This is a genomic window from Methylobacterium sp. J-030 (genome assembly GCF_022829545.1).
In the GTDB taxonomy this organism is placed as follows: Bacteria; Pseudomonadota; Alphaproteobacteria; order Rhizobiales; family Beijerinckiaceae; genus Methylobacterium.
In genome coordinates this window covers 19,535-36,446 of the sequence record NZ_JAKSYM010000353.1, presented here as the reverse complement: position 1 = coordinate 36,446, position 16,912 = coordinate 19,535, and the positions used below count along the sequence as shown (strand labels likewise).

General features: G+C 71.9%; 18 protein-coding genes. 8 read left to right on the top strand and 10 right to left on the bottom strand.

Annotated features, from left to right (window positions below):
- Positions 1 to 514: 514 nt before the first annotated feature.
- The 3 genes from MKK75_RS28290 to MKK75_RS28280 all read right to left on the bottom strand — a co-directional run bounded on the left by MKK75_RS28290 (position 515) and on the right by MKK75_RS28280 (position 3,013).
- Positions 515 to 1,147 (bottom strand): MarR family winged helix-turn-helix transcriptional regulator, encoded by a 633-nt coding sequence (locus MKK75_RS28290; protein ID WP_244045810.1) that lies wholly within the window; start codon positions 1,145 to 1,147, stop codon positions 515 to 517.
- A gap of 82 nt (positions 1,148 to 1,229) precedes the next feature.
- Positions 1,230 to 1,619, bottom strand: coding sequence for a response regulator (locus MKK75_RS28285; RefSeq protein ID WP_244045809.1), 390 nt, complete (start codon positions 1,617 to 1,619; stop codon positions 1,230 to 1,232).
- Positions 1,620 to 1,747: 128 nt separating this feature from the next.
- Complete coding sequence (locus MKK75_RS28280) at positions 1,748 to 3,013, bottom strand: adenosylmethionine--8-amino-7-oxononanoate transaminase (protein WP_244045808.1); 1,266 nt, start codon at positions 3,011 to 3,013, stop codon at positions 1,748 to 1,750.
- Between the two features lie 98 nt (positions 3,014 to 3,111).
- Between MKK75_RS28280 and MKK75_RS28275 the strand changes: the two genes are divergently transcribed.
- The 5 genes from MKK75_RS28275 (at position 3,112) to MKK75_RS28255 (ending at position 6,335) form a co-directional block, all read left to right on the top strand.
- Positions 3,112 to 3,345, top strand: a complete 234-nt coding sequence (locus MKK75_RS28275; RefSeq protein ID WP_244045807.1) for a hypothetical protein — start codon at positions 3,112 to 3,114, stop codon at positions 3,343 to 3,345.
- Positions 3,342 to 3,491, top strand: coding sequence for a hypothetical protein (locus MKK75_RS28270; RefSeq protein WP_244045806.1), 150 nt, complete (start codon positions 3,342 to 3,344; stop codon positions 3,489 to 3,491). Before MKK75_RS28275 ends, MKK75_RS28270 begins: the two co-directional genes overlap by 4 nt.
- 63 nt (positions 3,492 to 3,554) lie before the next feature.
- Positions 3,555 to 4,673 carry an aminotransferase class I/II-fold pyridoxal phosphate-dependent enzyme gene (locus tag MKK75_RS28265; RefSeq protein WP_244045805.1) on the top strand — a complete coding sequence of 373 codons (1,119 nt, stop codon included), beginning with the start codon at positions 3,555 to 3,557 and terminating at the stop codon, positions 4,671 to 4,673.
- Between the two features lie 280 nt (positions 4,674 to 4,953).
- Positions 4,954 to 5,463 carry an OsmC family protein gene (locus tag MKK75_RS28260; RefSeq protein ID WP_244045804.1) on the top strand — a complete coding sequence of 170 codons (510 nt, stop codon included), beginning with the start codon at positions 4,954 to 4,956 and terminating at the stop codon, positions 5,461 to 5,463.
- 14 nt (positions 5,464 to 5,477) lie between these two features.
- The gene (locus MKK75_RS28255; RefSeq protein WP_244045803.1) at positions 5,478 to 6,335 is read left to right on the top strand and encodes a class I SAM-dependent methyltransferase; all 858 of its coding nucleotides are present in this window, start codon (positions 5,478 to 5,480) and stop codon (positions 6,333 to 6,335) included.
- Positions 6,336 to 6,536: 201 nt separating this feature from the next.
- On the opposite strand, the gene MKK75_RS28250 is transcribed toward MKK75_RS28255, so the two are convergent.
- The gene (locus MKK75_RS28250; RefSeq protein WP_244045802.1) at positions 6,537 to 8,135 is read right to left on the bottom strand and encodes a gamma-glutamyltransferase family protein; all 1,599 of its coding nucleotides are present in this window, start codon (positions 8,133 to 8,135) and stop codon (positions 6,537 to 6,539) included.
- Between the two features lie 139 nt (positions 8,136 to 8,274).
- Between MKK75_RS28250 and MKK75_RS28245 the strand changes: the two genes are divergently transcribed.
- Positions 8,275 to 9,810: a cation:proton antiporter gene (locus MKK75_RS28245; protein WP_244045801.1), complete on the top strand. Its 1,536-nt coding sequence runs from the start codon at positions 8,275 to 8,277 to the stop codon at positions 9,808 to 9,810.
- Positions 9,811 to 9,832: 22 nt separating this feature from the next.
- On the opposite strand, the gene gshB is transcribed toward MKK75_RS28245, so the two are convergent.
- Entirely contained in the window at positions 9,833 to 10,789 is a 957-nt protein-coding gene (gene gshB, locus MKK75_RS28240) for a glutathione synthase (protein WP_244045800.1), read from the bottom strand.
- A gap of 46 nt (positions 10,790 to 10,835) precedes the next feature.
- Positions 10,836 to 11,123 carry a hypothetical protein gene (locus tag MKK75_RS28235; RefSeq protein ID WP_244045799.1) on the bottom strand — a complete coding sequence of 96 codons (288 nt, stop codon included), beginning with the start codon at positions 11,121 to 11,123 and terminating at the stop codon, positions 10,836 to 10,838.
- A 454-nt stretch (positions 11,124 to 11,577) separates the two neighbouring features.
- Between MKK75_RS28235 and MKK75_RS28230 the strand changes: the two genes are divergently transcribed.
- Positions 11,578 to 11,784, top strand: coding sequence for a hypothetical protein (locus tag MKK75_RS28230; RefSeq protein ID WP_244045798.1), 207 nt, complete (start codon positions 11,578 to 11,580; stop codon positions 11,782 to 11,784).
- A 14-nt stretch (positions 11,785 to 11,798) separates the two neighbouring features.
- Positions 11,799 to 12,638, top strand: a complete 840-nt coding sequence (locus MKK75_RS28225; protein WP_244045797.1) for a hypothetical protein — start codon at positions 11,799 to 11,801, stop codon at positions 12,636 to 12,638.
- A 475-nt stretch (positions 12,639 to 13,113) separates the two neighbouring features.
- On the opposite strand, the gene MKK75_RS28220 is transcribed toward MKK75_RS28225, so the two are convergent.
- The 4 genes from MKK75_RS28220 to MKK75_RS28205 all read right to left on the bottom strand — a co-directional run bounded on the left by MKK75_RS28220 (position 13,114) and on the right by MKK75_RS28205 (position 16,908).
- The gene (locus tag MKK75_RS28220) at positions 13,114 to 14,283 is read right to left on the bottom strand and encodes an SDR family oxidoreductase (RefSeq protein ID WP_244045796.1); all 1,170 of its coding nucleotides are present in this window, start codon (positions 14,281 to 14,283) and stop codon (positions 13,114 to 13,116) included.
- 170 nt (positions 14,284 to 14,453) lie between these two features.
- A complete protein-coding gene (locus tag MKK75_RS28215) occupies positions 14,454 to 15,224 on the bottom strand; it encodes a MipA/OmpV family protein (protein WP_244045795.1) in 771 nt (256 codons plus the stop codon).
- 383 nt (positions 15,225 to 15,607) lie between these two features.
- Positions 15,608 to 16,237 (bottom strand): hypothetical protein, encoded by a 630-nt coding sequence (locus tag MKK75_RS28210; RefSeq protein ID WP_244045794.1) that lies wholly within the window; start codon positions 16,235 to 16,237, stop codon positions 15,608 to 15,610.
- Positions 16,225 to 16,908, bottom strand: a complete 684-nt coding sequence (locus MKK75_RS28205; protein WP_244045793.1) for a DUF1214 domain-containing protein — start codon at positions 16,906 to 16,908, stop codon at positions 16,225 to 16,227. The genes MKK75_RS28210 and MKK75_RS28205 overlap by 13 nt, the downstream gene beginning before the upstream one ends.
- Positions 16,909 to 16,912 lie beyond the last annotated feature (4 nt).

Here is a 16,912-nt window from a genome sequence, read left to right as displayed (position 1 = left end):
CGGTCCAAGACGCAGTCCGGCAACGTCACATCATTGCAACATCGAGGTGACGAAGAGTGCTGGCGCTGCGAATGTCTCGTCCGGCGAGACGGGCCAGCAGCGAAGCCGAGCGCAAGGCGCCCACCGTCCCGGCAACGCGCACCAAATCTGTATTGCCTGTATGGTGACACGGGTTTCGCGATAGTGGCCGTCGGTTTTGCGACGAGACCCTGCGGTCCACCCGGGACGTGAGCGGACGAAGCGTCGGCCGGCCAGCGGTAAACGACAGCACGCGGTGACAGCTTGATCGCATGATCCCACCCGCCCCCATCATCCTGAGGTGCCCGCGTCAGCGGGCCTCGAAGGAGGGCTCCAGCCAACCGCGCCATCCCTGGCGGGCTCCCACGAGGTCTGCGCTCCGCACCGGCGCCCAGGATGTGAGGGGGTTGGGTGGGACAGCCGCTCGGAGGCATCCCTGTCCTGTGTCGCGTACCGTGTGGCCTGCCAACGCTAACCGGCTTCGGACGCGCGCGCGTCAGGCCGGCAGCGCCTCGACCTCGTCCTCCACCTCGGCCTCGATCTCGGCATCGACGTCGGTGGACTCGCCGGCGGCGCCCGCCGCCTCGGCGAGGCCGCGGGCGGCCTTGCGCAGGAGCTTGCGGAGCCGGCGGCGGTCGGTCTTGTCGAGGTTGTCGAGCAGTTCCGCCTCGACTTCCGCCTGGATCTGCTCGATGGCCTCGGCCTTCGCGAGACCGGCCGGCGTCAGCTGGACCCGCACCACGCGGCCGTCGCCCGATTCGGCCCGGCGCTCGACGATGCCGAGGGCGGCGAGCCGGGTCACGGTCTTCGAGGCCGTGGGCGGCCGCACCCGGAGGAGGGTGGCGAGGTCACCCATCGTCATCGTCCCGGCGCTGGCCAGAGCCTGCACCACCTGCTCCTGCCCAGCGAACAGGCCGAGCTTGGCCAGGCGGTCGCCCGTCCGGGCGCGATGCAGGCGCGCCGCCTGCACCAGCGCCCAGCCGACGCTCCGGATGCCGGGCGGCCGCATCTTCTTGGACGTCAGCTCCTGGGCCGCCGCCTCGCCGTCCTGTCGATCTCGTTTCTGCTTGTCGCCCACCGGAGCGCCCGCGTTTGTGCCGGCGGCCGCCGGGAGATCCAGAGTCTGCACGATCCACTCCCGTCGCCGACCGCCCAGGACCCTGTGGCCGCGGCCGGTGACGGTGAGATGACGGGTTCGCGCCGACGACCGGTCAGCAATGCATGAGGCGTTGGAGACGATCCAGAATGTCCTGGCCGGTGCAGGGCCGCGCGATGAAGTCGGCGTGCCCGGGCATGCGGGCCGGGTCGGGGGCCGCCCGGCCGGACACGATCAGGATCGGCAGGTTCGGCCGCGCCTCCGCGACCGAGCTGGCGAGGTCGAATCCGTCCGTCTTGCCCGAGAGCTGGACGTCCGTGACCAGCCCGCAGATGTCCGGGCGCGCCTGGAGTATGCTAAGCGCCCGCTCCGCGGAGGCGCATTGGACGGTGTCGTAGCCGCCCTCCTCCAAGACATCGCCGAGGTCCATGATCGTCAACGCCTCGTCCTCGACGAGGAGGATCACCGGCCGATTCCCACCCGAACCCGTCTGCTCACCCGCCACTGTGCACTCCCTCCGGCAACGTCCGGCTGCGAGGGCCGCCGCACGCGTCTTCAGCCTTAGGCCCAACGGCAGAAACGGCCTCGGGTTGCAGCCCGCTCTCCCGGCCGCTGACAGGCGGCCTCCTGCGCTCAGGATGCCGCCGACACCCCTTCCGCCACCACGAAGGTGATCGCCTCGATCAGTCGATCGAGGTCCGCCGCCCCGATGGTCAGCGCGGGCGTGAGGTACACGATGTCACCGAACGGCCGCACCCAGACGCCCCGGTCGAGCAGCCGGGCCTTGAGGGCGGCGAGGTCGGGCGCCTGCGCGAACTGCACCGCCCCGATGGCACCGAGCACACGGACATCCGCGACGCCGGGCACGCGCCGCAGCGGTTCGAGGCCGGCCGCGAGCCGGGCTTCGATGGCGCGGGCCTGGGCGAGGCGCGGCTCGGTCTCGAACAGGTCGAGGCTGGCATTGGCTGCGGCGCAGGCCAGCGGATTGGCCATGAAGGTCGGACCGTGCATCAGCGCGGCCGCCGGGTCGTCGGACCAGAAGGCCGCGAACACCTCCGTGCGGGCAATGGTGGCGGCGAGCGCTATCGTGCCGCCGGTGAGCGCCTTCGACAGGCACAGGATATCGGGCACGATTCCCGCCTGCTCGCAGGCGAACAGGGTGCCTGTGCGGCCGAACCCGGTGAAGATCTCGTCGGCGACCAGCGGCAGGCCGTGGCGCCGGGCGAGGCGCGCCACATTGGCCAGCACCTCGGGCGGGTGCATGCGCATGCCGCCCGCCCCCTGGACCAGCGGCTCGACGATCACGGCCGCCAGGGTCTCGTGATGGGCCGCGAGCGTCGCGTCGAGCGCTCCGGTCTCGGCCTGGGTCCGTGGCAGGTCACAAAAAATCTGGGTCGGCAGGTAGGCGCCGAAGCGGCGGTGCATGCCCTCCTCGGGGTCGCAGACCGACATCGCCCCCATCGTGTCGCCGTGATAGCCGCCCCGGAAGCCGAGCACCTTCGTGCGGCCGCTCACCCCGCGGTTGAGCCACATCTGAACGGCCATCTTGAGCGCGACCTCGACGGCGACCGAGCCCGAATCGCTTAGGAAAACGTGGTCGAGATCGCCCGGCAGCAGGGCGGCGAGCCGGGCCGCCAGCTGCTCGGCCGGCTGATGGGTGAGGCCGCCGAACATCACGTGCGGCATCCGTGCGAGCTGATCGGCGACAGCGGCGCCTATGTGGGGATGGTTGTAGCCGTGGACCGCCGTCCACCACGAGGCGATGCCGTCCACGAGTTCGCGGCCATCGGCAAGGACGATGCGGCTGCCCTGGGTCGCCACCGCCTCCAGGGGCGGGGCGGCGTGGCGCATCTGGGTGTAGGGGCGCCAGAGATGGGTTCGGGAGCGGTCGAACGACATGCCGTTGGGATGCGTGTCCGGGGTGGGTGGGTCAAGCGCGCGCCGCTCGGCTATCGTGCCGCCGCATCACACCCGATTCCCGATCGATCCACACGACGATGAGCCTGATCCACAACGAACGGACGAAGCTCTCGGCGACCGCACTGAACGGGACTGCGCTGGCATCGATCGCCGCCGGCTTCATCACGCCGCTGGCTGCCATTTCCTTCGACGTCCCCGGTTCGGCCGCCCGCGGTGCGTTGCCAACCACGCTGTTCGCGCTCGCTTGGCTTGTGACGGGCGGCATCTTACATTTGGCAGCTCGGTACCTGCTCGGGAGCCTACGGGAATGAGCTGGTCAGACCTTTATCTCATGGCCCTGGGACCGATCCTGGCGCTCGCTGCCGGCCTGTTCATTTTCGTGACGGCGACGCTCGGCACACGGCGGCATGATCGAAAAACCCTCGGGTCTGGCAACAGCCACCGGATCGTCCCCTAGGCGGCGAGGCTGGGGCGTCTGTTGCCTTGACTTCCCCGGGACAGCCGGCCCCATCACGGCACTATGGACAGCCTCGACGCCTTCGCCCGTACGAAACTCGACGCCCTGGACGCCGGCAGCCTGCGCCGCCGCCTCGTGCCGACCGAGCGCGGGACCGGCGCGGCGGCGGCGCGGCGGGGCCGGGCGCTGGTCTCGTTCTCCTGCAACGATTATCTCGGGCTCTCGCACCATCCCCGCGTGATCGCGGCCGCGCAGGCCGCGGCGGCGTCCTACGGGGCAGGGGCCGGCGGGTCCCGCCTCGTGACCGGCGACCATCCCTATCTCGGCGCGCTGGAAGCGCGGCTCGCGCGCCACAAGGGCACCGAGGCGGCGCTGGTTTTCGGGAGCGGCTATCTCGCCAATCTCGGCATCACCCCGGCGCTGGCCGGCCGCGACGACCTCGTCGTGCTGGACGACCTGTCCCATGCCTGCATGTGGGCCGGGGCGCGGCTGTCCGGGGCGCGGGTGCTCACCTTCCGGCACAACGACCCCGCCGATCTCGCCGCGACGCTGGCGGCGAATCGCGCCCGGCACGGCCGCGCCCTGGTGCTCACCGAGCGGGTCTTCAGCATGGACGGCGATCGGGCGCCGCTCGGCGACATCCTCGGCGTCGCGCAGGACCACGATGCCTGGACGCTGGTGGACGATGCCCACGGGATCGGCGTCGTCGAGGATGGGCCGCGGGCGCCCCTGGAGATGGGCACCCTGTCGAAGGCGCTCGGCTCCTACGGCGGCTATCTCTGCGCCTCGCGGCCGGTGATCGACCTGATGGTGAGCCGCGCCCGCAGCTTCGTCTACACGACGGGCCTGCCGCCGGCCTCGGCCGCCGCCGCGCTGGAGTCCCTGGCGATCCTGGGGGAAGAGCCGGAGCGGCGCGCCCGGCCGCTGGCCCTCGCCCGGCGCTTCACCGCCCGCCTCGGCCTGCCCGAGGCCGAGAGCGCGGTGGTACCGGTGCTGGTCGGCGAAGCGCAAGCCGCGCTCGACATCTCGGCGGCCTTGGAGGCGCAGGGCTACCTCGTGGTGGCGATCCGCCCGCCGACTGTGCCGGCCGGCACCGCACGGCTGCGGGTCGCCTTCTCGGCGGCCCAGGATGAAGCACAGGTCGACGGCCTCGCCGACGCGGTAGCGGCCCTGATCGGTTGAGCCTGCGCGCTTTCCGTCCACCGCGCCGACACTTCTCCACGCTGCTCCAACGGGTTGCCTCGAAAGTCGCGCGCCGAACCGTTCGACCCCTTCGTCTTGGCGAGCGGAGCGAAGCCATCCCGTGTCGCGCCATGACCTCCGAGATCGCGCGGCCCTCGGTTGCTTCGCGCCGCTCGCAAAGACGGTGAGGGTTTCGCGGCAACCTGCTAAGACGCTTCGCACAGCAAGAACCCGATCCGGCGCAGCCGAGATCGGGCCGCATCATCGAGAGGACGACGCCATGGACGCCACCGCGCTGCGAGCCCTGCAGGCTCCGATCAAGGACAAGTACCGCAGCGCGCCGGATGCGGCGGTCATCACCCTCAAGGCCAAGGGCACCCTCGACGACACGAAGATCGCCTGCAAGGTCGAGACCGGCCGGGCGATCGCGGAGGCCGGGCTCCACCCGGCGACCGGCGGCTCGGGGATGGAACTGTGCTCGGGCGACATGCTGCTGGAGGCACTGGTCGCCTGCGCGGGCGTAACGCTCAAGGCCGTGGCGACCGCGCTGGAGATCCCGTTGCGCTCCGGCACGGTCAGCGCCGAGGGCGATCTCGACTTCCGCGGCACGCTCGGCGTCGACAAGGAGGCGCCAGTCGGGTTCCGCAACATCCGCCTGTTCTTCCAGCTGGATACGGATGCCTCGGAGGAGACGCTGGCGCAGCTCCTGAAGCTCACCGAGCGCTACTGCGTGGTGTTCCAGACCCTGAACCACAAGCCCGCTCTGTCGGTGGCGGCCACCACGGCCTGAGGGAGGATCGAACCATGGCGGGCGGCATCACCCAGGCCGAGTACTGGAACGGCGAGGTCGGCACGCGCTGGGCCCGCAATCAGGCGGTGCTCGACGCCACGTTCGCGCCGCTGACCGAGGCCCTGTTCGACCGCGCGGGGCTGAAACCCGGGGCCACGGTGCTCGATATCGGCTGCGGCTCGGGCGCGACGACCCTCGAGGCCGCGCGCCGGGTCGGATCCGCCGGCCGCGTGACCGGGGCCGATATCTCGGCGCCGCTCCTCGCGGTCGCCCGGGATCGCCTTGGTGGGGAAGCCCCCGGAGGCGCCGCGGTCACCTTCGTGGAGGCCGACGTGGAGCAGGCGGAACTCGGCCTCTTCGAGGCGGCCCTGTCCCGCTTCGGCGTGATGTTCTTTCCGGACTCGCCGCGCGCCTTCAGCAACATCCGCCGGATGCTGCGGCCGGGCGGAAGCCTGACCTTCCTGTGCTGGCGGGCGCTCCCCGAGAACCTGTGGGTGCAGGTGCCGCGCGAGGCCGTGATGCCCCTGCTGCCGGAGATGCCGCCGCCCCCGACCCCCGATACCCCGGGGCCGTTCCGCTTCGCGGATGCGGACGCGCTCGGCGCGCTGCTGCGGGGTGCCGGGTTCGGGACAATCACCTGCGAACCGCTCGACCGGGACGTCGTCCTCGGCCGGGGCGAGACCGACGCCGCGGCCGCCGAGGCGGCGGCCCATGTGGCGCTGAACCTCGGCCCGAGTTCCCACCTCGTCCGCGAGGCCGGGCCGGATCTCCGGGCGCGGGCCGAGGCGGCGGTGACGGAGGCCCTGCGCCGACACGCGGCGGGCGGAAAAGTGCACCTGCGGGCGGCGTGCTGGCTGGTTCAGGCTGGGTGAGTCGCTTCCGGTTTGGTTTCGAGCCGCTTGCGCGGCACTTCCTGTGCTGGGTCCCGGATCAGGTTCCACTTCGCTCCACCTGTCCGGGAAAGGGGGTGGTGCAGGATGAAACGCAACACCCTTTCCCGGGCGCATGCAGCGTCAGCGGAATGCGACACGGGACCCAGCACAGGACTCGCCGCGCAGCGGCTCCATCCCCCCTCACAGCCCAGACGAGCCGCCATCCGAGCGCGGATCGTGCGTGGCCTCGATCCGGCCGTCGCGCGGGTGGCGGACCAGCATCCCCGCATGGCCCAGCGAGTCGATGTAGGCGCCGCCGAGTTCCTCGATCTCGTGGCCGAGCCGCCCGAGGGCCGCGATGCAGGCCGGATCGAACCGGTCCTCCACCTTCACGCTGAGCGAGGGCGCCCCCCAGGTCCGGCCGTAGAGGAGGCGCGGGGCGTCGACGGCCTCGGCCACCCCCATCCCGTAATCGGCGTAGCGGGTGAAGATCTGGGCCTGGAACTGCGGCTGTCCGTCGCCGCCCATGCTGCCGTAGCTCATCACCCGCCCGTCGTCGAAGGCGGCCAGCGCCGGGATCAGCGTGTGGAACGGGCGCCGGCCCGGCTCCAGCGGGTTCACGGCCTTCGGGTCGAGGGAGAACGACATGCCCCGGTTCTGCCAGCAGATCCCCGTCGTGGGCAGCACCGTGCCGGAGCCGTATTCCCAGTAGACCGACTGGATGTAGGAGACCGCGAGCCCGTCCGCGTCGATCGCCCCCATCCAGACCGTGTCGCCGTGGCCGGGCTCGGGCAGGGGCACCTGGGCGGCGCGGCCCCTGTCGATCAGCGCCGCCTCGCGGGCGAGGCGCTCCGGCGCCAGGAAGGCGGCCGGGTCGTGCCGCAGGCGGTCGAAGTCGGTGACCACCCGGTCGCGGATCGCAAAGGCCCGCTTCGTCGCCTCGATCAGGCCGTGGTAGTGGGCGGTGGTCTCCGGCTCCGCGATGTTCAGCCGGTCGAAGATCCCGAGGATCAGCAGCGCCGCGAGTCCCTGGGTCGGGGGCGGGAAGTTGTAGAGCGTCGCGTCGCGGCGGCGGATCGACAGGGGCGCCCGCTCGACCGCCACGAAGGTTTCGAGATCCGCCCGGGTCACCGGCGCGCCGAGGCGCTCCAGATCGGTGGCGATCTCCCGGCCGATATCGCCCCGGTAGAAGTCGCCGAGGCCCGCATGGGCGAGCTGTTCGAGCGTGGCGGTCAGCCGGGGGAGGGCCCGGATCTCGCCCGCGGGATAGGGCTTGCCCTCCTTCAGGAAGGTTTTGGAGAAATTCGGGGCGTCGTGGAGCGTGTCGAGTTCCTGGGGCACGTAGCGCGCCTCCGAGGGCGAGACCGGCACGCCCTCCCGCGCCTGCTTGATCGCATCCGCCAGCAGCGTCTCCAGGGGCAGGCGACCGCCCAGCGCCCGCGCCAGCTCCAGGGCGAGGCGCCAGCCGCCGACCGCGCCGGCCACCGTCACCATGGCGTCGGGGCCACGGGCCGGAATCGCGTCATACCCCTTCTCGCGGTAGCGCTGGATCGTGGCGAGGCGCCCGGCCGGGCCGCAGGCCTCGATGCCGCGCACCCGGCCGCCGCGCTCGCGCACCAGCCAGAAGCCGTCGCCGCCGATGCCGTTCATGTGCGGGTAGACCACCGCGATGGAGGCGGCCATCGCCACCATCGCCTCGATGGCGTTGCCGCCCTGGGCCAGCACGGTCTGGCCGGCCTGCGCGGCGAGGCTGTGCGGCGCGGCGACGGCGGCGGTTGAGAAGACGGGCGTCTCGGGCATGGCGGGTCCTTGATGCGTCAGCAGAGGGTTAGGCGAGCCCGCGCCGCCTGCAAAGGGCGGGGGTCCGACTTGGCTTCAAGGATCCCACGCCGCCGGGTCGCACCGGGAACGGTCGCGCTGCGCCAGGTCTTTCGACGATATGGAGATCTTCGAGTGGGTCGTCGGCGTCCTGTTCGGCGCCGTCCTGTTGGCGGGGCTGGCGCGGCGGCTGGGGGCGCCCTATCCGGCCTTCCTGGCGCTGGGGGGCATCGGCCTCGCCTTCGTGCCCGGCGTGCCGAACCTGCGGCTCGATCCCGAACTCGCCCTGGCTCTGTTCCTGGCCCCGGTCCTGCTGGATGCCGGCTTCGACGCCTCGGTGCGGGACATGAGGGTGAACTGGCGGCCCGTGCTCGGGCTCGCGGTCGGCGCCGTGGTGGTGACGACGCTCGCGGTGGCGATCGTGGCCCGCCTGATCGTGCCCGACATGCCGTTTTCCGCCTGCATCGTGCTGGGCGCGGTGGTGGCGCCCCCCGACGCGGTGGCGGCGCTGGCGGTGCTCAAGCACGCGCCGATGCCCCACCGGCTCGCCACGATCCTGCGCGGCGAGAGCCTGCTGAACGACGCCGCCTCGCTGCTGATCTACCGGCTCGCGGTCGCCGCCGCGATGGCCGGCAGCTTCCATCCCACCGAGGTGGCGCCGGCCTTCCTGCTCGGCGTGGTCGCGAGCCTCGTCGTCGGGCCCTGCCTCGGCCTGCTCTTCGTCGCCCTGACCCGGCACGTCACCGATCCGGCGAGCGCGATCGTGATGCAGTTCGTGGTCGCGTTCGGGATCTGGCTGGCGGCGGAGCGGCTGGAGATGTCGGGTGTCCTGATGATCGTGGCCTTCGCGGTCACGGTCGCGCGCAAGGCGCCCGGCGTCACGGCGCCCCGCGCCCGGGTGATCTCCTACGCGGTCTGGGACACGGCGGTGTTCGTGCTCAACGTCCTGGCCTTCGTGCTGATCGGCATCCAGATCGATCCGATCCGGGAGCGGCTGTCGGGGGCGGATGCGTGGCAGGCCCTGATCCTGGCGGCGGCGACCTTCGCGACCGTCGTGGTGACCCGGCTCGCCTGGGTGATGCCGACCACGGGGCTGCGCGGCTTCGGCCTGCGGCAGGCGGGGGCTCCGGCCCGGCTCGGCCCGGGGCTCGCGCTCTCTTGGGCGGGGATGCGCGGCATCGTCACGGTGGCGGCCGCCCTGGCGCTGCCCGCCGATTTCCCCCGCCGGGATCTCGTGGTGGTCGCGGCCTTCGTCACCGTGCTGGGCACGCTCGTGGTGCAGGGCCTGACCCTGCGCCCGCTCCTGGCGCACCTGAGGCTGGAGGATGACGATCCGGTGGGCCGCGAGACCGGGCGCGCCCGGGCCGCCGCCTACAAGGCGGCGCTCGAGTCGCTCGCGGACGCCGAGGACGAGCCGGCGACCGACGCCCTGCGGGCCGAGTTCCGCGCGGCGCTCGCCGAGGCCGAGGAGCACGAGGAGGGGCGCGCCCCGGAGAGCCTGCCGGCGGATGCCGCCCGGCGCCGGGCCGTCGAGGCGGCCCGCGACGCAGTCCTGGCCCTGCGACGCAGCGGCCGGATCGGCGACGACGCCTATTACCTGCTGGAGGAGGAGTTCGACTGGGCCGAACTCAGCGCGACGCCGCGGGCGGAGACGTGAGCGCGGGAGTCCATCCCGCGGATCACACCCCCTTGCGCGCCGCGATCCGCGCCTCGATCGCGTCCCAGACCGCCGCCGCGAGATCCGGCCCGCCGAGCCGCCGGATTGCCCGGATGCCGGTGGGGGAGGTGACGTTGATCTCGGTCAGGTGGCCGTCGATCACGTCGATCCCCACCAGGATCAGCCCCCGGCGCGCCAGTTCCGGCCCGATCGTGGCGCAGATCTCGCGCTCGCGCTCGGTCAGCTCGGAGGCCGAGGCGGCGCCGCCGCGGACCATGTTGGAGCGGATGTCGTTCGCCGCCGGCACGCGGTTGACGGCCCCCATCGCGACGCCGTCGACCAGGATGATGCGCTTGTCCCCCTCGGTCACCCGGTCGAGGTAGCGCTGGATCACCCAGGCCTCCCGGAAGGTGGTGGCGAACAGGTCGAACATCGAACCGAAATTCGGGTCCTTCTCGGTCACCTTGAACACGGCCGCGCCGCCGTGCCCGTGCAGCGGCTTCATCGCCACCGTGCCGTGCTCCAGCCGGAACGCCTCGATCTCCGCCTTGTCGCGGCTGATCAGGGTCGGCGGCATCAGCTCGGGGAAGTCGAGGACGAACAGCTTCTCCGGGGCGTTGCGCACCTCGAAGGGGTCGTTGACCACGAGCGTGTCCGGATGGATCCGCTCCAGCATGTGGGTGGCCGTGATGTAGGCCATGTCGAAGGGCGGATCCTGGCGCATCAGCACCACGTCCGCCTCGGCGAGGTCGATCCGCTCCGGCGGCGTCAGCGTGAAGTGCGAGCCCTCGACGTCCTGGACGGTCAGCCGCTCGACCCGGGCCGTCACCCGGCGGCCCTGCATCGAGAGGCGGTCCGGGGTGTAGTACACGAGGGTGTGGCCCCGCCGCTGGGCCTCCAGCAGCAGGGCGAAGGTGGTGTCGCCCGCGATCCGGATGTTCTGGATCGGGTCCATCTGAACGGCGACGGTCAGGCTCATGCGAAACGCCCCTCGCCCGCGGTGCGCATCACGATCGGACGCGCGCTCAATCGTCGGACAGCGACTTGCTGCCCGTGCGCTTGTCGTAGCTCGTGATGGCCGCGCGGCACTCGGGCGACAGGCGCTTGCGGTTGCGCACCATGCACTTGTCGGCGTCGGGGCTGTTCGGATCGACGCCGGCGCAGAGGCGGAAGTAGTCGTTGGCGCAGCCGAGCTGCAGGCCCTGGTCCTCACGCTGGGCGTAGGCGGGGCTGGCGGCGAGCGCGAGCAGCGCCAGCGCAGGCAGCCCGCGGCGGCGGAAGGCACGCAGGGATCGTTCCGGAACCAGTCGCATTCAGCGGTGTCCTCACATCTCGTTCGGGCGGAGAACCGATGCGGCGGTCCCCCCTCCACCCGCATCCGCCATATCGGTCGCGCCGGGCGGTAGGCAAGCGCCGCGGGTTCGACGGAGTGCCGCGCAGCACCGTCGCAGCCTGGCTGCGGAACAGTGTGGCCGCCGGGCCGCAGCGCCGGATCCCGCAGCCTGCCGGAGCCCCCGATAAGAAAGGGCCCCACCCGGATCCGGGCAGGGCCGCAAGTCGAAGGGAGGAAACGCCCGCCATGGGCGAAGGAAGGTTAGCAATTCGCGCGCCAACCCATTCCGAGGGGCCCGACCAAGGGCCCGATACCGGCTCGCCAACCGGAAAGAGTCCGTTAACCACCCCGTGATGGATTGCCTGCGTAGCCCTTGCCGACGCCCTCGCTGGGCCCGGGCCGGATGCTCGGACAGCCGACAGGAGCCGGAGACCATGACGCCTTTCAAGCCGCAGGAGATCGCCGACCGCCCACGCACCCGGGTCGGTGCAATGGGCGAGTCCGCGCCGGCCGCGCACGCCATCGTGATTCCCTTCCCAGGCCCCGAGGCGGGCCGCGCCCGCCGGATCCCGCGCTCGGGCGAGCCCCGCGGCGAGATCCTCCTGTTCCTCGGCGTGCGCTACGAGCGCCTCGCGTCCTGACGGCGATCGGGGGGATGCCCGCGCGGCGACGCGACCTGCCAGACGGCGCCCCGATCCCGGGCCGAGGATGCGGCCGCCCGGCCCGCCTGCTGACCGCCTGCGCGGCGCTGGTCCTGCTCGCCGCCTGCACGCAGAGCGGCGATTTCGGACGGCCGCGGACGGGCGTCTGGAACGGGCTGATCGACACGACCGGCAGCTTCAGCACCCATGACCGCGGGCGGCTCCTGCTCGATTCGGGGCTCACCGACGACGAGCAGGCCCTGCGCGACCGCGCGTGGCGGTTCGTGCAGCCCGCCAGCACCTTCGCGGCGTTTCAGGATCTGCTGCTCGGCCTCGCCAGCGCCCACGCGATGCCGGCGACCTGGCGCTTCGAGGAGATCGACGCCTATTACGGCGCCCTGACCGCCGAGCCTTCCCGCTCGCCGGTCTCCCGCTACCGGCAGCTCGGCGACGACGCCACCGCGGATGCCCGGCTGATCCCGCTGTTCACGGCGCTGGCCGCCCGGGTGATCGATGCGGATGCCGCGCGCCTGCGCAGCCTGCCCTTCGCCAAGACCCTCGACGCGGCCGACGTGCGGGACGCCGCCCGGCGCGTCGCCGAGAACCGCTGCCTGATCGCCTGGGTGCGGATCGAGGCCGGCCTGCGGCTCGCCCGCTACCGCTTCGCCCTCGAGCACCTGTTCGCCGCCGCGCCGGCGCAGGAATCGGTCTCGGCCGAGCGCACCCTGATGATGCTGGCGGCCCGCCGCAACCTGCTCGACCCGCTCCTGCCCGCGGATGCCGCCGCCCGGTGCGGGCTGGAGGCTGCGCCGCTGCCGGTCGCCCAGGCGGGGCCGCTGGTGGTCAAGGACTGAGCGGGCGCGGCGGGCGGCGGTCAGGCCGCGGAGGCCCGAGGTCCGGAGGACCCGGCCGGCGGCGTCCGAACGGGCCGGGCGGAACCCTTGGCCCGACGCCCGAGCCCGCCCGCAGGCGTTGTGGCGACGCAGCCCGGCGGGGGCCTAAGCGGACCAGCATCGGCAGGCCACACGGTACGTGACCCAAGACCAGGAAGCCTCTGATCGGCCGTCCATCCCACGACCTCATCCCGAGCGGCCCAAGCGCAGCGGAGGCCTCGCAGGAGGCCTCCAGGGATCGCGCGGCCGGTTGGCGCTCACCTTCGAGGCCCGCTTCGCGGTCACCTCGGGATGAGGTGATTGGGTCGGATCGCCCGATGCCCCGACCATCGAGCGCAGTCGTGCCCCGTGGGCAGGCCGACGCTCGGTCTGCTCAGAGCTTCGGTGTGCCGCAGGCTCGCGTCGCAGAACCGGCGGCCATTCCCGCGAAACCCGCTCAGGCGGATGCCGCCAGCGGCACGTCGGCGGACGTGTCCGGGCAAGCCGGCGTCGCGGCGAACATCTCGATGTCGTCCGCGAACTGCTCGGTGATCGCGCCCGAATTCGCGAGGCATACCGGCAGGTAGGACGCTAGGGACGGCGCTGGCTCGAAACCTTCCGCGAGGAGACGATCGTTGGCGAAGGTCAGGTCGAGGGCGCAGAAGGCGTAGTAGGCCCGTGTGGCGCGCAGCATCGCCCGCTTCGCGGCGTCGCCGAGGCCGAACACCTCCGCGAAGCGCTTGCGCAGCGCTGGGCGATCCCGATCGAGGTCGAACTGCCGGAACGCCCGCACGCCGTCGCTCGGGTCGGCCGTCTCGAAGGCCGCGATCACGTCGGCCCAACGGGTGCGGCCGGTCGTGCCGGACGAGAGGTGGTAGAGATCGTGCTTCAGCTCGGGCTTCATCAGCAGGCCGAGCAGCATGTCGGCGACCCAGTCGGTCGGAACGATGTCGACGCAGCTCTCCGGGCTGCAGGGCAGCATCCGCAAGGCATCGGCGGCCCGCAGCACCCAGAGGATGCTTGAACTCGGCGCGGCACCGAGCGTCGCGTGGCCGACGACGATGGAGGGCCGCGCGACGACGATCGGCAGGTCCGGGAACTGCGCGGCGAGGGAAACCTCGGTGGCCGCCTTCGACTCGGTATACCCCACGATGTGCCGGGCCGCGGCGGCCGGATAGGCGGTCTCGTCCACGAGGCGCGGCGCATCGGCGCCGCAGATCATGGCGGTGCCGACATGCAGGAACCGTTGCAGGCCCGCCATGGCCTGGGCCCGGCGCGCGAGCGCCAGCGTGCCATCGTGGTTGGTTCGGAAGACCCGTTCGCCGCCCCACCACGAGGTGTCGGCCGCCAGATGGAGGACGTGCGTGCACGCGTCGAGGCGCGGATCCCGATCGAGATCGGCGCGGGTGAAGTCGCCGGGCACGATCTCGATCTTGCGCACCAAGCGCTGGGCCGTGAACGGATCCGTGAACCGCGCCAGGCGCGCGGCGACGCGCTGGCGACCCTGGTCCACATTCGCGCAGCGGACGAGGCAGACCCAGGTCGCGTCGTCGTCGCCCGCGAGCGCTTGGTGCAGCACGGCACCGCCGATCAATCCGGTCGCGCCCGTCAGAAGAATGCGTTTCACGGGACTCTCCACTTACACGCGGAGCAGTAAGCAGAAAAATTTTGGAAATAATCCGGCTTCGACGGGGCTGCGCCGAGAAGAATCGTCCATGTGTCTAACCGGCAACAGTCTTCACAGGATCGTGATCTCTGCTGTCGATGACGGCCTTGCCATTTGAGCTGTGTTGAGCGTCACGGGCTCAGACGAAACGAATAGATCGCACCAGCCGCAACTGTGAGTTGGTTCGGCGTGCCGATGCGCCGGGTAATCGGCGAGTCCGAGGCGGATGCGATCAACCGGTCGTAGCGGACGTAACTGAAGATCTGCCACGCTTCGGTCCAATCGTAACTGACGGCCGCCGTCGCCCCGCCCGAGCGCGGCCCGGCGGCGGCGCGGAACGGGCTCAGGATCGGGTTCACGACCGGCGTCCCGACCGGCACGTCGAAGTCGAGCCGCATCGCGGCCTCATCCCCGTGGACGAATCGCGGCCCGGCGCTGAGCGTGAAGCGGCCGAACCGGCCCACGAGATCGGCGCCCAGCTTGGCCAGGAGTCCGTCATGGGCCCGGATACCCTGCGTGATCTCGGCCCGCAGCCTCAGCGTATCGGCGATGGGCCAGACCTCGCCGAACAGGCCGAGGCCCACCGTCACGGGCAACCGCGGCAAACCCGCGAGGCGTCGGTCATCGCTCAAGTGGCGGCCATCGCGGACATCCAGGACGACGCCCGCCTGCACGCGCCCCTGTCCGACGAGGGTCGCATCCAGGGCGTCGTCCGGCGACCACCACTCGCGCGGCTCATCGGCCTTGCGGAACGACAGGTAGGGTAACCCCCAGAGCCCTGCCTCGCGGCTACCCTGGAAGCGGGGGCCGCTCCCGACGAATCCCCCGGCCGACACGATCGTGTTCGGATCGAACAGGGCGCTGAGATCCTCGGCCGTGGCAGGCTGGGCGGCAACAATCAAAAGTAGTGCAAGGAGAGGACCGATCCTGCCACCGCACAGATCGGGCAGCCAATCTCCTAAACCTTTGCTCGACTGCCCCACCTTCAGGATCACCGACAGAATCCACGGCCGGTCCGGCCGAGCTGGCTGGCTTTAGCACGACTCCGTGAACGCCGGGCCGCCGGCTGCCGTCCACAGGGCGTGTTTGAACGGGCGCAAACGGAATCGTGATGGACCGATACCAAGCCGCGGTGACCGCCGCGCCTTCGCGCGGACGAACCTCGACGCGTCGGGCTCATCAGGGTTCGGCACGGGACGGTCCCTCCGACCATCCGGCGAAGCGTGGTGGTTGACGTCGCTTCGCAGGTCGCGGGTCGCCGAACGGATGCGATCGCGACGATCCGCTAACGCCCCGCACCCTTGCCGGACGACTCCTTCCCCGCCGGCGCATCGTCCGTGGCCGTGTCGGTGGTGCAGGAGACCGCCTGGATCGCGGCATTGGCGGCCGGGCGCTGGCTCGGCAGGCTGGCGATCACCCGCACCACCACGAAGCCGCGTGTGTCCGGCGCCACGATGCGCACGTCGCGGCTCGGATCGTTCTCGTCGTCGTCGGCCAGCGCCTCGTCGTATTGGGCGCGGGTGAGGATCACGAGGTCCAGGGCGCCCCGGACCGCCGCCTGGTCGGTCACCGCGTAGAAGGCGCCGCGCCGGGCATGGGCGGCGAGGGAGAGGGAAAGCGAGCCGGTCCGCGCCGAGACGCGCATCGGCCCGTCGGACAGATCGTAGGCACAGACGCCGACCGCCACGGCGGGGTCCGGGATCGGCAGCCACGCTTCGGGCGGGGAGGGGTCGTCGCCCGTCGCCACCGTGTAGATCGACTGCGGATGGTCCAGGCTCTCGCTGGTCCGGGCGCGCGAGACGGCGTCCTTCTCGGACAGGACCGGGATCGCCAGCACCGCCGCGATGTGGACGATCCCGGCAAGCACGAGGCCCAGCAGCGTGGCGTAGACGAAGCGCAGGCTCACGACGCGCATCCCAGGCGGGTGATGGCCGGCACCGACGACCGGTCGAGGGAGCCGACGCTGGCGGCGGCCGGCGTGTCGTAGAGCCGCAGCGCCAGCCGCACCGGCCCGCTCGCCCGGGGGCTCGGGAGCCAGTTGCCCGGCTGAGCGTCCGGCGCGAGCACCACCGCGAAACGCCCGTCGGCCGAGCGCAGAACCTCGGTGGAGGTGAAGCCCTCGCGCAGGGACGGCCGGCCGGGTTCCCGGGGTCCGCGGCCGGCGACCGTGATGGTCCAGGCCCGGGCGGGCGGCGTCCCGCCGCCGATCCGGTAGGTGCAGGCGGCGTCGAGCGCCTGACCGGCATCGTCCTGAGCGGCCGTCAGGAGCAGGCCTTCGCCCACCGCCAGCGGGATCTCGCCCCGGCGGGCATTGACCGCGCGGGTGTAGGGATCGGCATTCGCGGCGCCGGCGCGCGGCCAGGCCGTCCAGGCGCCGACCTGGACACCGCCGAACGGATAGCCGCCGCGCGTCGCCCAGTCGGCGCTGGCGAGGCCGAGGGCGCCGCCGAGCGCCATCGCGTAGACCGCAAGCCCCGCCACCGAACTCTTGCGCCACAGGTGCCGGACGAACCGGATCACGCCGCGGCGCGGAGCCGTCTCGGACGCGCCGGCCGGGCCGCCGGGCGCTAGGATCGCGTCCCTCATGCGC